The 15,357-nt window shown below is 63.5% G+C and carries 16 protein-coding genes; 8 read left to right on the forward strand and 8 right to left on the reverse strand.

The features are described 5' to 3' along the window. Complete coding sequence (locus CQW31_RS14350) at positions 1 to 990, forward strand: ABC transporter ATP-binding protein (protein ID WP_054886426.1); 990 nt, start codon at positions 1 to 3, stop codon at positions 988 to 990. A gap of 14 nt (positions 991 to 1,004) precedes the next feature. Next, positions 1,005 to 1,658 carry an HAD family phosphatase gene (locus tag CQW31_RS14355; RefSeq protein ID WP_099814781.1) on the forward strand — a complete coding sequence of 218 codons (654 nt, stop codon included), beginning with the start codon at positions 1,005 to 1,007 and terminating at the stop codon, positions 1,656 to 1,658. Between the two features lie 112 nt (positions 1,659 to 1,770). Here CQW31_RS14355 and CQW31_RS14360 read toward each other — a convergent pair whose 3' ends face one another. Further along, positions 1,771 to 2,733 (reverse strand): NAD(P)H-quinone oxidoreductase, encoded by a 963-nt coding sequence (locus tag CQW31_RS14360; protein WP_054886428.1) that lies wholly within the window; start codon positions 2,731 to 2,733, stop codon positions 1,771 to 1,773. 144 nt (positions 2,734 to 2,877) lie between these two features. On the opposite strand from CQW31_RS14360, the gene CQW31_RS14365 reads away from it, so the two are divergent. Beyond that, on the forward strand, positions 2,878 to 4,959 hold the full coding sequence (locus CQW31_RS14365) for a carboxy terminal-processing peptidase (RefSeq protein ID WP_177332419.1): 2,082 nt from the start codon (positions 2,878 to 2,880) through the stop codon (positions 4,957 to 4,959). A 113-nt stretch (positions 4,960 to 5,072) separates the two neighbouring features. Continuing rightward, positions 5,073 to 6,068: an EAL domain-containing protein gene (locus tag CQW31_RS14370; RefSeq protein WP_099814782.1), complete on the forward strand. Its 996-nt coding sequence runs from the start codon at positions 5,073 to 5,075 to the stop codon at positions 6,066 to 6,068. Here the strand turns inward: CQW31_RS14370 and CQW31_RS14375 are convergent. The 6 genes from CQW31_RS14375 to CQW31_RS14410 all read right to left on the reverse strand — a co-directional run bounded on the left by CQW31_RS14375 (position 6,050) and on the right by CQW31_RS14410 (position 10,787). Further along, complete coding sequence (locus CQW31_RS14375; RefSeq protein ID WP_054886431.1) at positions 6,050 to 6,418, reverse strand: hypothetical protein; 369 nt, start codon at positions 6,416 to 6,418, stop codon at positions 6,050 to 6,052. The two genes, CQW31_RS14370 and CQW31_RS14375, sit on opposite strands and share 19 nt — an antisense overlap. Continuing rightward, a complete protein-coding gene (locus CQW31_RS14380) occupies positions 6,415 to 6,753 on the reverse strand; it encodes a helix-turn-helix transcriptional regulator (protein WP_054886432.1) in 339 nt (112 codons plus the stop codon). Before CQW31_RS14380 ends, CQW31_RS14375 begins: the two co-directional genes overlap by 4 nt. 101 nt (positions 6,754 to 6,854) lie before the next feature. Then, positions 6,855 to 7,295 (reverse strand): YkvA family protein, encoded by a 441-nt coding sequence (locus CQW31_RS14385; RefSeq protein WP_054886433.1) that lies wholly within the window; start codon positions 7,293 to 7,295, stop codon positions 6,855 to 6,857. Between the two features lie 279 nt (positions 7,296 to 7,574). Next, entirely contained in the window at positions 7,575 to 8,330 is a 756-nt protein-coding gene (locus CQW31_RS14390) for an FKBP-type peptidyl-prolyl cis-trans isomerase (RefSeq protein ID WP_027918134.1), read from the reverse strand. 584 nt (positions 8,331 to 8,914) lie between these two features. After that, positions 8,915 to 9,847: a pca operon transcription factor PcaQ gene (gene pcaQ / locus CQW31_RS14405; protein WP_054887254.1), complete on the reverse strand. Its 933-nt coding sequence runs from the start codon at positions 9,845 to 9,847 to the stop codon at positions 8,915 to 8,917. Between the two features lie 10 nt (positions 9,848 to 9,857). Continuing rightward, a complete protein-coding gene (locus tag CQW31_RS14410) occupies positions 9,858 to 10,787 on the reverse strand; it encodes an AraC family transcriptional regulator (protein ID WP_099814783.1) in 930 nt (309 codons plus the stop codon). A gap of 294 nt (positions 10,788 to 11,081) precedes the next feature. On the opposite strand from CQW31_RS14410, the gene CQW31_RS14415 reads away from it, so the two are divergent. The 4 genes from CQW31_RS14415 (at position 11,082) to CQW31_RS14430 (ending at position 15,104) form a co-directional block, all read left to right on the forward strand. Beyond that, positions 11,082 to 12,422 (forward strand): MFS transporter, encoded by a 1,341-nt coding sequence (locus CQW31_RS14415; RefSeq protein WP_099814784.1) that lies wholly within the window; start codon positions 11,082 to 11,084, stop codon positions 12,420 to 12,422. A 219-nt stretch (positions 12,423 to 12,641) separates the two neighbouring features. Then, positions 12,642 to 13,352: a fumarylacetoacetate hydrolase family protein gene (locus CQW31_RS14420; RefSeq protein ID WP_054887161.1), complete on the forward strand. Its 711-nt coding sequence runs from the start codon at positions 12,642 to 12,644 to the stop codon at positions 13,350 to 13,352. 17 nt (positions 13,353 to 13,369) lie between these two features. Further along, a complete protein-coding gene (locus CQW31_RS14425; RefSeq protein ID WP_099814785.1) occupies positions 13,370 to 14,128 on the forward strand; it encodes an SDR family oxidoreductase in 759 nt (252 codons plus the stop codon). Positions 14,129 to 14,153: 25 nt separating this feature from the next. Further along, a complete protein-coding gene (locus CQW31_RS14430; RefSeq protein WP_099814786.1) occupies positions 14,154 to 15,104 on the forward strand; it encodes a 2-hydroxyacid dehydrogenase in 951 nt (316 codons plus the stop codon). Between the two features lie 66 nt (positions 15,105 to 15,170). Here CQW31_RS14430 and CQW31_RS31450 read toward each other — a convergent pair. Then, positions 15,171 to 15,357: hypothetical protein (locus CQW31_RS31450; protein ID WP_218254763.1), on the reverse strand; the 187-nt coding region annotated here is incomplete at its 5' end.

Below are 15,357 nucleotides of genomic sequence, written 5' to 3' on the forward strand. Positions count from 1 at the left end.
ATGAGCTTCGTCAGCGTACAAAACCTGCAAAAAAGCTATGCCGGCAGCCCGGTGTTCGAGCACATCGACTGCCAGATCGAACGCGGCGAGTTCGTCACCCTGCTCGGCCCCTCCGGCTGCGGCAAATCCACACTGTTGCGTTGCATCGCCGGGCTGACCCCGGTAGACGGCGGCAAGATCCTCCTCGACGGCCACGACATCGTGCCGCTAAGCCCGCAGAAGCGCGGCATCGGCATGGTGTTCCAGAGCTATGCGCTGTTCCCCAACATGACCGTGGAGCAGAACGTTGCCTTTGGCCTGCGCATGCAGAAGGTCAAGGCCGATGAAAGCCAGCAGCGCGTGCGCGAAGCACTGGAGCTGGTGGAGCTGGGCAGCTTCGCCGGGCGTTACCCGCATCAACTGTCCGGTGGCCAGTGTCAGCGTGTGGCCCTGGCCCGTTCGCTGGTCACTCGCCCGCGCCTGCTGCTGCTCGACGAACCGTTGTCGGCGCTGGATGCGCGCATTCGCAAACACCTGCGTGAGCAGATCCGCACGATCCAGCGCGAACTGGGGCTGACCACCATCTTCGTCACCCACGATCAGGAGGAGGCGCTGACGATGTCTGACCGCATTTTCCTGATGAACCAGGGGCGCATCGTCCAGAGCGGCGATGCCGAAACCCTCTACACCGCGCCGGTGGACCTGTTCGCCGCCGGTTTCATCGGCAACTACAACCTGCTCGACGCCGACAGCGCCAGCCGCCTGCTGCAACGGCCGGTGGCCGGTCGCCTGGCAATCCGGCCCGAATCGATAACCCTGGGCCTGGACGGTGAACTGGACGCCGAGGTGCGCAGTCACAGCCTGCTCGGCAACGTCATCCGCTACCGGGTATACGTGCGTGAGGTGGAACTGGTGGTCGACGTGCTCAACCGCTCGCCACAGGACCTGCATGCCGACGGCCAGCGGGTCTCCCTGTCGATCGACCCCACGGCGTTGCGCGAAGTGGCTTAAGGAGAATCAGCAAGATGGCACTGGCAATTTTCGATCTGGACGAAACCCTGATCCACGGCGACTGTGCGTCGCTGTGGAGCGAACAGATGGCCCGGCTGGGCTGGGTCGACAGCAAGGCGTTCCTGCGCCGCGACCATGAACTGATGGAGGCCTACGGCAAGGGCCACCTGCGCATGGAAGACTACATGGCCTTCAGCCTGGAGCCGATTGCCGGGCGCACGCTGGAAGAGGTGGAGCACTTGGTGGAGCCGTGGGTCGAGGAGGTGATCGAGCCGATCATCTACGGCGACGCCTGCCGCTGCATTGCCGAGCACCGCCAGCGAGGCGACCGGATCCTGATCATTTCTGCCTCAGGCACGCACCTGGTGGGGCCGATTGCGGCGCGGCTGGGGGTTGATGAGTACCTGGCGATTGAACTGGAGGCAGTCAACGGGGTGTATACCGGCAACACCCATGGGGTGTTGACCTACCGCGAGGGCAAGATCACCCGGTTGCTGGAATGGCTGGATCAGGAGCAGGAGAACCTCGAAGGGGCGAGTTTCTATTCCGATTCGCGCAATGACCTGCCGCTGTTGTTGAAAGTGGATCATCCGCATGTGGTGAACCCGGATGCGGTATTGCGCGAGCATGCCGAGAAGAATGGCTGGCCAATCCTGAGCTGGTCCTGAAGATTACTGTGGACCTCTTCGCGGGCACGCCCGCTCCCACAGGCACCCACCGTTTTCGGACTTGTGGTGATGACTGTGGGAGCGCGCGTGCCCGCGAAAGGGCCTGGCCTGCTTACGCCAGGCTCGGGTCGATGACCATCACCAGCTTGCCGGACACCTGGTTGCTCTCAAGCTCGGCATAAGCCGCCTGGGCAAACTCCACCGGGTAGGTATCGACCAGTTGCGGCGACAGTCGCCCTTCGGCAAACAGCGGCCACACCTGCTGCTGCAATTCACGCAGCAGCTCGGCCTTGAAGCCATCATCGCGGTTGCGCAGGGTCGAGCCGGTGATCTCCAGGCGTTTGCCCAGCACCTGTGCCAGGTCCAGCTCGAACGTGCGCCCGCCCATCAGGCCAATGATCACCCAACGCCCGTCACGCGCCAGCAGCTTGAGGTTCAGCTCACCGTAGCTGGCACCCACCGGGTCCAGAATCACGTCGAACGGCCCAATGCCTTCCAGCGCGTCGAGGTTCTGGTTGCGCACCACGCCACCCGCTGCGCCCAGCGCCTCACAGTAGTCCAGGCGGTCCTGGGAACCGACACTGACCCAGATCGGGCTGCCAAAGGCCTTGCACAGCTGAATCGCCGCCGAGCCCACACCGCTGGCGCCCGCATGCACCAGCACCTTCTCACCGGCCTTCACCTTGCCCAGCTGGAAGATGTTCAGCCACGCCGTGGCATACACCTCCGGCAGTGCCGCCGCTTCATGCAGGCTCAGGCCCTCTGGCACCGGCAACACATGGCGCGCATCGACCACCACTTCTTGCGCCATGGCACCGCTGGCCAGCAGCGCGCAGACGCGGTCGCCCACCCGCCAGTCAGCGCCGGCACCGACCTCCTCGATCACCCCGGCGCACTCCAGGCCCATGTATGGGCTCGCGCCTGGCGGCGGTGGATACAGCCCTTTCATCTGCAACAGATCGGCGCGGTTCAGCCCCGCTGCAGCCACGCGAATGCGCACTTGGCCCGCGTCACAGGCCGGGCGTTCGGCCTCGACCCAGGCCACATGTCCGTCAACGCCTTGCAATGCCTTCACAGTGCCTCCATAGTTGATTCACAGACTGAGCCTGAGGAGCCCGCTCCTCAGGCTTTTTTGCAGTATTTGCCCGGCTCTGATGGAACCGGCGAACGGATAAGACGGCCTACTATGCGTGATCAATTGCCTCCACGTCGAATCAGCATGAAGCATTTCCTTCCCAGCACCGCCCTGGCCCTGATGGTTGGCCTGGGTAGCCTCACGCTCGGCGGCAATGCGGCGGCCGCCAACAAGTGGGACAGCCTGCAGCCGGACCGCGACGAAATCGTCGCCAGCCTCAATGTGGTGGAGCTGCTCAAGCGTCACCACTACAGCAAGCCGCCGCTCGATGACGCCCGCTCGGTGATCATCTACGACAGCTATATCAAGCTGCTCGACCCGGCCCGCAGCTACTTCACCGCAGCCGACATCGCTGAATTCGACAAGTGGAAGACGCAGTTCGACGACTTCCTCAAGAGCGGCAACCTCGACCCCGGCTTCACGATCTACAAGCGCTACCTCGACCGCGTCAAGCAGCGCCTGGACTTCGCCCTGGCCGAGCTGGCCAAGGGCGTCGACAAGATCGACTTCACCACCCGCGAAACCTTGCTGATCGACCGCAAGGATGCCCCGTGGGAGAAGGACCAGGCCGCGCTCGACGAGCTGTGGCGCAAACGCGTCAAGGACGAGGTGCTACGCCAGAAGATCGCCGGCAAAGAGCCGAAGCAGATCCAGGAAACCCTGACCAAGCGCTACAAGAACCAGCTGGCGCGCCTTGACCAGACCCGGGCCGAAGACATTTTCCAGGCCTACATCAATACCTTTGCCCAGTCCTACGACCCGCACACCAACTACCTGTCGCCAGACAACGCCGAGAACTTCGACATCAACATGAGCCTGTCGCTCGAAGGTATCGGCGCGGTGCTGCAGAGCGACAACGACCAGGTCAAGATCGTACGCCTGGTGCCGGCAGGCCCGGCCGCCAAGACCAAGCAGGTGGCACCGGCCGACAAGATCATCGGCGTCGCCCAGGGCAACAAGGAGATGGTCGACGTGGTCGGCTGGCGCCTGGACGAAGTGGTCAAGCTGATCCGTGGCCCGAAAGGCTCGGTGGTGCGCCTGGAAGTCATCCCGGCCAGCAATGCGCCAAGCGACCAGACCAGCAAGATCGTCTCGATCACCCGCGAATCGGTAAAGCTCGAAGAACAGGCAGCGAAGAAGTCGGTGCTCAAGCTCAAGCAGGACGGGCGTGAGTACAAGCTCGGCATCATCGAGATCCCGGCCTTCTACCTGGACTTCAAGGCTTACCGCGCCGGTGACCCGGAGTACAAGAGCACCACGCGCGACGTGAAGAAACTGCTCACCGAGCTGCAGAAGGAAAAAGTCGACGGCGTGGTGATCGACCTGCGCAACAACGGCGGCGGCTCCCTGCAGGAAGCCACCGAGCTGACCAGCCTGTTCATCGAGAAAGGCCCTACCGTGCTGGTCCGCAACAGCGACGGCCGCGTCGATGTGCTCGAGGATGAAAACCCGGGCGCCTTCTACAAAGGCCCGATGGCGCTGCTGGTCAACCGCCTGTCAGCCTCGGCCTCGGAGATCTTCGCCGGCGCCATGCAGGACTACCACCGTGCGCTGATCATCGGTGGCCAGACCTTCGGCAAAGGCACCGTGCAGACCATCCAGCCTCTCAACCATGGCGAGCTGAAGCTGACCCTGGCCAAGTTCTACCGCGTTTCCGGGCAGAGCACCCAGCATCAGGGCGTGCTCCCGGACATCGACTACCCATCGATCATCGACACCAAGGAAATCGGCGAGAGCGCCCTGCCGGAAGCGATGCCGTGGGACACCATCCGCCCGGTGGTCAAGCCCGCAGTCGACCCATTCAAGCCGTTCCTGGCCGACCTCAAGGCCAAACATGACGCTCGCAGCGCCAAGGACGCCGAGTTCACCTACATCCGTGACCGCCTGGCCCTGACCCAGAAGCTGATGGACGAGAAGACCGTCAGCCTCAACGAGCAAGAGCGACGTGCCCGCCACGATGAGGTCGAAGCCAAGCAGCTGGCCATGGAGAACATTCGTCGCAAGGCCAAGGGCGAGGAGCCACTCAAGGAGCTGAAGAAAGTCGACGAGGACGCCCTGCCGGAAGAGGATGACAAGACCAAGCCGGAAGATGATGCGTACCTGGCCGAGACCGGTCGCATCCTTATCGACTACCTGAGCGAAAGCACCAAGATGGCCAAGAAGTAACCGACCAATGATGGCAGATTAATGTGATCCGTCATCAAACAGTCATGGCACTTTCGTGAAATAGAGGGGCCGGGCATGCAAATGCCCGGCCCTTTCATTTTCAGGATACCGTCATGACCATCGCCGAACAGCTCAGTGCATTGAGTGTAATTCTGGCTCAGCGCAGCATTCACAGCTTGTTCCAACCGATCGTCTGCCTCAGCGAACGGCGGGTCTTCGGCCATGAAGCCTTGAGCCGTGGCCCCTCCAACAGCCCGCTGCATTCGCCCTTGAACCTGTTCGCCATCGCCCGCCAGGCCGGTCGACTGACCGAACTGGAGGCCGCGTGCCGTGAAAGTGCGTGCCGACGCTTCAGCGAACAGGGGCTCGACGGCAAGCTGTTTCTGAACATCTCGCCCGAATCGCTGCTGGAACCGCACTATCCTTCCGGGCGCACCCTCAAGCTCCTCGAACAAGTGGGGTTGCCGCCCAGTCGGGTGGTGATCGAGCTTACCGAGCAGACCCCTGCCGACGATTTCCAGCTGTTGTCCAACGCCTTGCACCATTATCGCGACATGGGCTTTTCCATCGCCCTGGACGACCTCGGCGCCGGCTATTCGAGCCTGCGCCTGTGGTCGGAGCTGCGTCCCGAGTACGTGAAGATCGACCGCCACTTCATCGATGGCATCCACCGCGACCCGCTCAAGCGCGAATTCGTCGGCTCCATCCTGCAGATTGCCAGGGCCTCGAAGGCGCAAGTGATCGCCGAAGGGATCGAGTTGCCGGAAGAGCTGGCGGTATTGACCGAGATGGGCGTGGACCTGGTACAGGGGTACCTGATGGGACGGCCGCAGGATATGGGGGTGCGAGAAGATCAGCTACTGGCTCAAGTGCTGCCGGCGGCCTTGGTCGAACAGCCAACGGTGGGGCTGAATGCCACGCTTGGCCAGGTCATGGATTTGTTTGGCCGCTATGGTGACCTGAAGGAACTGGATATACGGGATGCCGATGGCAACCCTTGCGGCGTGATCCATCGAGATGCTCTGTCTGTGCTGGCGCCTTCGCGGCGGTTCGACGTCTCGCAGAGGCCAGCACAGGGAGCCCACACTGTTCAGGCATGCTCGGGATAACTGTACTCAAACACCCGAACGACCTCGGAGGCATGCCAGGACGCCGCCTCCATGCCATCCACAGGCCCCGCGAAACGCCCCAGGCGCTCCACACACTCGAAGAAGCCGGTTCGCGGCAGACGGCTGGCACCCTGGCTGATCACCAGCGAGCTGCGCAAGGGCTGCTCGGCACGGGCATCGAGCACCGCCAGGTATTCCAGCGCAGCGGTGAGGGTCTGCATGGCCGGGCTGGGCAATTGCAGGCGCTCGATCAGTGCACGGTAGGTGAGCAGGTGGCGTTGACGGCGGGCCAGGTCAAGCTCGTCCAGCAGGCTCTGCCATTGCTGTCGGCTGATCCTGACCTGGCTCATGACGGCTCGCTCCAGCCGGCTACCCCCAGATGCCAGGCCAGGGCGCGGCGGATCGCGGCATCCGGCTGGCGCTCACCCGATTCGATCATGGCCAGGTAAGCCGGGCTGACCCCGACATTACGCGCCAGTTGCTCAGGGGCGATGCCTTTGGCCTGGCGCAGTTGCGCCACTTCGCTGAACGCTGGCAGGCTGGCTGCAGGCGCGCTTTGCTGCGCTGATTCGGCAACCGCCTCGGCGGGCGCTTCCCCGGCTGCCTTGAGCAAGGCCTGGTACTGCTCCCAGGGCACGACGGCATACTCGGGTTGACCGTCCCGGCTAATAACCTGAATACCCATTACAACCCCCTTACGTAAGGATTACCGCATGTAATCCGTAGGCATAACGCTTATGCCAATTATATTACCAAGCGCGGGAGTCTGTGGGGACTTGCTCGATTTCAGTGCGTATTACGCTCCAGCCGCAGTGCTTCCGGGGTGTCGGGCAGGCGTTCGACTACCCGCAGGCGCTCGGGCGCCTGGCTGTCGCGCCAGGCCTTGAAGCGCGCCAGCTCATCGGCCACGGTCTTCAGGACCCAGCCGAGCACAGCGATGTCGTCGAGAAAACCGACACCCAGAATCCAGTCGGGAATGGCGTCGATGGGGCTGACGAAGTACAGCAGGCCGGCGACGATGGTCACCAGTGCCTTGGGACTGATGGCGCGGTATTCACCCCGCCACCAGGCCAGGCACAGCGACTGCAGCAACTTGACGTCGTCGCGCAGCTGGCCGATGCGCGGGCCTTTGCGGGCTACTGCGAACAGCAAGGCCGGCAAGCGGCCACGGCTGAGCAGGCGCTCGGCCAGAGGCAGGAAACGGGCGAAATTCCAGGGTGCGCTCATGGAGCCTCCAGCAGGTAAAGGTTATCCACATTTATTGTGGATAACCTTGTGAACAGGGCGAAGTTTGTGACGGCGGGCGCCCACAAGGCAAGGGTCCCGCTCAGATCGGGCGTTTTTTACGCAGCCGTTTCAGATCTGCAAACGATATGCGTCAGAAGCTTCCGGCTTCTTCACACTGCACTTGCTCGGACAATAGCCGCCGCACGAGGTTCGCCGAATGAGCCTTCACAAACGACAACGCCCCGTCAGGACGGGGCGTTGTGCAAGTACCAGCCGTTGTTACTTGGCAGGTGCTTCGGCCGGGGCTTCAGCTTCGGGTGCTTCGCCACCCTGCAGCTGGGCCGGGTCCTTGATGGCGATCAGTTCCAGGTCGAAAACCAGCACCGAATTGGCCGGGATCAGCGGGCTCGGGCTTTGGGCGCCGTAGGCCAGTTCGGCCGGGATGAACAGTTTGTACTTCTCGCCAACGTGCATCAGCTGCAGGCCTTCGACCCAGCCAGGGATCACACCGCTGACGGGCAGGTCGATCGGGCTGCCACGCTCGACCGAGCTGTCGAATACCTTGCCATCGATCAGCTTGCCTTCGTAGTGAACGGTGACTACGTCGGTCGGCTTTGGCTGCGGGCCGTCGGCCTTCTTCACCACTTCATACTGCAGGCCAGAGGCGGTGGTAACCACACCAGGCTTCTTGGCGTTCTCTTCGAGGAATTTCTTGCCAGCACTGGCAGCTTCTTCGCTGGCCTTGGCCAGGCGCTCTTCGGCGCGCTTCTGCAGCGCGGTGAAGGCTTCTACCAGTTCTTCGTCCTTGATGCGTTGCTCTTTCTTGCCGACAGCGTCTTCGATGCCGAGAGCGACCGCTTTCGAATCCAGGTCTTCCATGCCTTCCTGGGCCAGGCTCTTGCCCATGTTCAGGCCGATACCGTAGGAGGCTTTCTGTGCCGGAGTTTTCAGCTCGGGGCTGCTGGCTTGTTGATCACAGCCAGCCAGTACCAGGCCTACCAGGGCAACCGCAGCCGCCAGACGATGCTGTTTCATGCTATTTCCTTGTTCATGCGCCATAAGGGCAATCAGGGTAAAGCCGCGAGCTTATCAGGCGGCCATCACCAATGGCTACCGGCATAGGAGCGGGTTTTCGTAAGGAAGTTCAGTAGGTAAAAGCTTCTTCATGGAAGCTTTACAGCCATTTGCCAGTATTGACCCTTTGTGTTGGGTTTTCCTGGTTTTTGTGGCTTTTTATTTCGGCGGGTTCTGAGGTGGCGAGTGGTGAGTTTGGGAGGCTGAGGATGGCAGGATTTAAATTTGTGCCAGGGCCACCAAGTGCCTGCCTCGACAGCTTCAGCGCCTGTGAGATCGAGCGCCGCCCGCGCGGCGCATCGCGACCAAGGTCGCTCCCACATCTGTTTCGGGCCAGTTATTCCTGTGCCGCCAACAGGATCCGCCTTGTTGGCATGGCGGTACATCTCGATGGCTCCACCTGTCTCCTGTCATGCACCAAGGCGGTCCCTGTTGGCTTCACAGGAGAGACTGGCCCGAAACAGATGTGGGAGCGACCTTGGTCGCGATGCGCCGCGCGGGCGGCGCTCGATCTCACAGGCGCTGAAAATCTTGCGGCATGCACCTCAAGGATACCGCCCCTCCCGATACTGCTCAGCGAGCTCGCGCAGCACCTCGCACACCCACTGCCCCGGCAGGCTCAGTGGCAATGCCGCATTCCGGCAGATACCCACCGAACCGCCCGGCTCCCGCACACCGAGATCCAGTTCGGCCAGCTCACCCCGGCGCAAATCCAGCAGCACCGCATCCCGCGGCGCCACCCACAACGCATCGCTACCCAGCAGGTAACGCCGGCTCAACGCCAACGACAAGGTCTCCAGGCGCTGCGCCGGCATCTGGATACCGCACTGCACGAACAGGCTGTCGGCATGCTGGCGAATGGTGGTGCCCGGCGGTGGCAGCACCAAGGGGTACTGCCCGACCCGCTGCCGCTCCACTGGTGCACTTGCCAGCAAAGGATGGCCGGGGCGCACCACCAGGGCCATGGACTCGCTGTACAGGTGCTCGAATGACAGCCCCTGGATCTGCGGGCTTTCGGTCATGCGCCCGACCACCAGTTCCAGTTCGCCCAGGTGCAGTTGCCCAAGCAACTGCGCACTGACCCCGGTGACCACGCTGATCACCAAGGCCTCGTGGCGCTGATGCAGGCGGCACAGCACTTCGGGCATGAGCAGCCCCTCGACCGTCGACAGCACGCCGATGCGCACCTGCGACGGTGCCCGCGCCTCACCGCGCAAGCTGCTGACGCCATCACGCAGCGCCTGCACGCTAGGCCCGGCGTAACGCATGAACCGCGTGCCGGCCGGGGTCAGCTCGACGCCCTGGCGGCTGCGTTCGAACAGGCGCGCTTCGAGCAGGTCCTCGAGCTCCTTGAGGGTCTTGGAGATCGCCGGCTGGCTGATCGCCAGGATATCCGCAGCCCTGGCCAGGCTGCCCTGCCGGGCAATCTCCAGGAAACACAGCAGGTGACGGTACTTGATACGAGTGTCGAGGTTCATGCCGGCAAGCTTACCGCATCGCCACCTGCGGCGTATCCGGGTCGCGCTGCTGGCGGCGGAACTGCCCTGGCGGCAGGCCATGGATCTGGCGGAAGCGCCGCGAGAAGTAGGCCTCATCGGCAAAGCCACAAAGCCGCGCCACCTCGCCCACCGGGCGGCTGCCATTGAGCAGGTAATTGCGTGCAGTGTGCATCCGCCGCTCCAGCACCAGCTCGCTGAAGGTCTTGCCGATTTCCTTGCGCAGCCAGTGGGTCAGGTAGGTCGGCGACAGGTAGGTGGCGGCGGCCACTTTCTGCAGGTTCAAGTCGGGGTCATCGATATGCCGGCGCAAGTACTCGCTCATGCGCCCCAGCGCAGCGCGGCGGCTGAGCTGGGCGGCATTGCTGTCGGCCAGTTCGCGCAGCGGCTCGGCATACAGGCGGCAGACCTGGCCGATCAGCTGCAGCAGCAGGCCCTTGAGCATTTCGCGGCTACCAAAGCGGCGATTGGCATCCAGCGTGCGCATCCGATCGAGGATCTGCCGTACCTCGGCGAAGTCGGCTTCGTCGAGGCAGAAGTCGAGGTGCTCCTGGAAGCGGAACGGTGACAGCTCCGGCGCCTGCAGGATCGACACCTCCTCCAGGTCCATCGGGTCGCAGGCCAGGTGCGGCAGCAGGAACGTCTGGGAGAAATTGATCACCACGAAGTCGCTGTCGGCCGGATGCGGGATCACATGCACCCGGTGCGGCAGGATGAAGGCCAAGGTGTTGCGCTTGAAGGGGCGCTGCACGCTGCCGATGTGCTGCACCGTGTCGCCACCGAAGTTGACCTGAATCTGGAAGTACTCGTGACGATGCGGCGCGGTCTCGGCGGGGCGGCCGCGCTGGTCGCGGATGTAGAAATCCATCAGCTCGCTGCGCTGCTGCATGACGTAGGTCGGGACCTCGCGCTTGGGGGGCATGGGCAATCTCCGGGTAGCAGGGCTTTTAGTTGTACGATGTCCAAACTCTGCGATTTAACCCCTTCTGCAAAAACCTGCGCAACAGCAAATCTACAGAGCCCGCAAAAAACGGGGCATTCAGCAAGGACTGCGGGCAAAACCCTGACAGTGGATTTTCTTGGACAGCACCAACCTACCCCATCCTCTGTAAAAAAAACGGTCTAAAACCGCCATTGCATTCGACTCGTTGTACGACCACCTTAGAAAAGGGACTGCAGCCCAACCTCTACCAACAACAACAAACGAGGTCGACTCATGTCGAGCACGCCTACCCCCCGCGCCGCGTCGTCATACGCGCTGGACGCGGCCCCTGCCCAGCGCCTGCCCACCCGCCGCCGCTGGTTCATGCTGTCGCTGCTGCTGGTGGCGACCATCATCAACTACGTCGACCGGGTGAACATCTCCATCGCAGCGCCGTTCATGGCCAAGGATCTGGCCCTGGACAAGGTCGAGATGGGCCTGATCTTCTCCGCCTTCGCCTGGACCTACGCCCTGGCCCTGGTACCCGCCGGCTTCATCGCCGACCGCTTCGGCTCGCGCCTGACCTACGGCGTGTCGCTGATCAGTTGGTCGGCGGTCACCGTGGCCCAGGGCCTGGCCAGCGGCTTCGCCTCGCTGTTCGGCCTGCGCCTGGCGGTGGGCGCCATGGAAGCCCCGGCTTTCCCGGCCAACAGCCGTGCGGTCACGGTGTGGTTCCCCGCCCGCGAACGCGGTATGGCCAGCAGTATCTACGTGTGTGGCCAATATCTGGGCACCGCGCTATTCACCGGCGCACTGCTGTGGCTGGCGACCACCTATGACTGGCGCCATGTGTTCTACAGCACCGGTCTGGTCGGCATCCTGTTCGGCGTGGTGTGGCTGTGGCTGTACCGCGACCCGCTGAACTGCAAGAAGGTCAGCAAGGAGGAACTGGCCTACATCGAACAAGGCGGCGGCCTGGTCAAAAGCAGCCAGGAACGTACCCGCTTCGACTGGCGCCAAATCGCCCAGCTGTTCCGCTACCGCCAGATCTGGGCCATTTGTCTGGGCAAGTTCGCCAGCACCTCGGCGCTGTATTTCTTCCTCACCTGGTTCCCCACCTACCTGATCGAAGAGCGCCAGCTGACCTTGATCAAGGTCGGCATCTTCGCGGTCATGCCCTTCATTGGTGCCACGGTCGGCATCCTCCTCGCGGGGATCGTTTCCGACCTGCTGATCCGCAAGGGCTACTCGCTGTCGTTCGCCCGCAAGCTGCCGCTGGTGGTGGGTTCGATGTTGGGCATGTCGATCGTGCTGGTGAACTTCACCGATTCCAATGTGCTGTGCATCGCCATCCTCACCCTGGCTTTCTTCGCCCAGGGCATCGCCTCGGCGTCGTGGGCGGCGGTGTCGGAAGTCGCGCCCAAGGAACTGATCGGCTTGACCGGCGGGGTCACCAGCCTGGCGGCGAACATCGGCGGCATCGTCACGCCGATCGTGATTGGCGCGATCGTGCATGCCAGCGGCTCGTTCGCCATGGCGTTCTGGTTCATCGGCGGGGTGGCGCTGATGGGCACCCTGTCCTACTCGCTGCTGCTCGGGAAGCTGTATCGGATCGAGCTGAAGACTGCCGCCTGATTCGAGGAATGCATGGGCTGTACCGGCCTCTTCGCGGCTGGAGCCGCTCCCACAGGGAGAGTGCCAAACCTGAGGGCAGCGCTGTACCTGTGGGAGCGGCTTCAGCCGCGAAAGGGCCGGCACAGGTTACTTGGATAGTCCAAGCCGACCCCGCTTTCGTCCAACTTTGCCGGCCAGCCTCTGGCTTACGCTGGCCACTCCAGTACGGAGGATCCATCCATGACCTACCTGTTCAACCCGCCGGCCATCGTCAGCCTGCCGATCCGCGGCAGCGCTGCGCGCTTTCCGGTCGGCCGGGTGTTCTGCCTGGGCCGCAACTACCCCTGGCCGGAGTCCTACGGCCCGGCACCACAAGAACCTGTGTTCTTCATGAAACCGGCGAGCAACGTGGTCGAGGCGCTGGGCGAGCTGCCCTTCCCGCCCCAGACCAATGAGTTCTGCCACGAAATCGAGCTGGTCGCGGCCATCGCCAAGGGCGGCGCCGACATTGCCCCGGAGCATGCCCTGGAACACGTGTTCGGCTTTGCCGCCGGCCTCGACATGACCCGTCGCGACCACCAACGCAAGGCCAAGGCCGAGGGCCTGCCGTGGGAAGGCGCCAAGGTGTTCGAAGCCTCGGCACCGATGACCGCCATCGTCCCTGCCAACGAATGCGCCTTGCCGCTGGACGCATCGCTGTGGCTGCAGGTGAACGGCCAGGAGCGTCAGCGTGCCCACCTGAGCCAGCAGACCTGGGCCTTGGCCGAGGTGATCAGCCGACTGTCGCGCCAGCTGCCGCTGCGCCCCGGCGACCTGATCATGACCGGCAGCCCGCCCGGCGTGGCGCCGCTGAACCCGGGCGACACGATCCGCGCCGGCATCGATGGCATCGGCGAACTGCACCTGCGCGTCGGCCCTCGCCCTGCCAGGCAAGCGGCCAACGCCGCCTGAATCTACTGGAGCCCCACATGAGCCAAAACAAGAAAATCGCCCTGGTCACCGGCGCTGGTAGCGGCATCGGCCGCGCTGTTGCCCTCGCCCTGCTGGAAGACGGCTTCAGCCTGGTCCTCGCCGGGCGCCGCGCCGAGCCACTGCAAGCCGTCGTCGAACAAGCGCTGGCAGCGGGTGGTGAAGCCCTGGCCGTACCCACCGACGTACGCGATGAACAGAGCGTCGCACAGCTGTTCGCCACCATCGAAGAGGTACATGGGCGCCTCGATGTGATCTTCAACAACGCGGGCATCAATGCGCCCGCCGTACCGGTCGACGAGCTGCCGCTGGAGAACTGGCGCAACGTCATCGCCACCAATGTCGACGGTGTGTTCCTGTGCGCCCGTGCCGCCTTCGGCCTGATGCGCCGCCAGCAGCCGCAAGGCGGGCGAATCATCAACAACGGCTCGATCTCGGCGCACACCCCACGCCCGTTCACCGCGCCCTACACCGCCAGCAAGCACGCGGTGCTGGGCCTGACCAAGGCGCTGGCGCTGGACGGCCGCCCCTACGACATCGTCTGCAGCCAGGTGGACATCGGCAACGCCCTGACCGAACTGTCCGAGCGCATGACCCGTGGTGTACGCCAGGCCAATGGCGAGATCGCCGCCGAACCGATGCTCGACGTGCGCCATGTGGCCGATGCAGTGCGCTACATCGCCGCGCTGCCGCTGGACGCCAACGTACTGAACATGACCGTGATGGCCAGCAGCATGCCCTTCGTTGGCCGCGGCTGACCCCCTGTTCCTGATGGAGTGACCGATGAAACCTGAAGTCCTGCAACTGAGCCCGATCCTCATCCCGCAAATCCGTGAGCGCCTGGAACAGCTGTTCACCGTGCACCGCTACTACGAACAGGCCGACAAGGACGCCTATGTCAGCCAACATGCCGACAACATCCGCGGCGTGATCACCGGTGGCCACACCGGCATCAGCCAGGCGCTGATGGCGCGCCTGCCCAACCTCGAAGTGATAGCGGTCAATGGCGTCGGCACCGACGCGGTGGACCTGGCCTATGCCCGCGACCGTGACATCCAGGTGACGGCGACCATCGGCGCCCTCACCGAGGATGTCGCCGACCTCGCCATGGGCCTGCTGATCGGCGTGTGCCGTCGCATCTGCACGGGTGACCGCTTCGTCCGCGCTGGCCATTGGGCCACCAGCGCGACACCGCTGGCACCATTGCCGCTGGCTCGCCAGGTGTCGGGCATGCGCGTGGGCATCGTCGGCATGGGCCGAGTCGGCCGCGCCGTGGCGCAGCGGGCTGCGGCGTTCGGTTGCCCGATTCGCTACACCGATCTGCAGGCGCTGGAGGTGCCTTATGGTTTCGAGGCGGATCTGGTGCAGCTGGCCAAGGACAGCGATGCGCTGATCCTGGCGGCGGCGGCCGACAAGGGCGAGGCGCTGGTCAACCGCGAAGTGCTGCAGGCATTGGGCGCCGAGGGGTATCTGATCAACATCGCGCGCGGCAAGCTGGTGGATGAACCGGCGTTGATTGCGGCGCTGGAGGCCGGCGAGATCGCGGGGGCGGCGCTGGATGTGTTTGCCGATGAGCCACGGGCGCCCGAAGCGTTGTTCGAACGCGAGGATGTTGTACTGCAGCCGCATCGCGCCAGTGCCACGGTGCAGACCCGCACGCGCATGGGTGAGATGGTGGTGGCCAGCCTGGTGGATGTGTTTGCCGGGCGTAAGCCGCAGGGGTTGGTCATTTAAGTGGTCTGTACCGGCCTCTTCGCGGGCTCGCCCGCTTGTATGGTTAGACTTGAAGGGGTGGTGGGACTAAATGCCCGATTCTGACTGTTCGCAGCAGTACAGACCGTGGGAGACATCGCCCCACCTCTTCCACCAAAGCGCCGATAAAGAATGCATCGTTTGCAAGCGACGATAGAAGCAAGCCAGCGCCTCTTGGTGAAACCCCTTCAAGCCGAAAAACCATAACGTGAGGAGCCGCCCATGGCAATGCAGG

The organism is Pseudomonas sp. 382, assembly GCF_002759075.1.
GTDB classification, from domain to species: domain Bacteria; phylum Pseudomonadota; class Gammaproteobacteria; order Pseudomonadales; family Pseudomonadaceae; genus Aquipseudomonas; species Aquipseudomonas vlassakiae.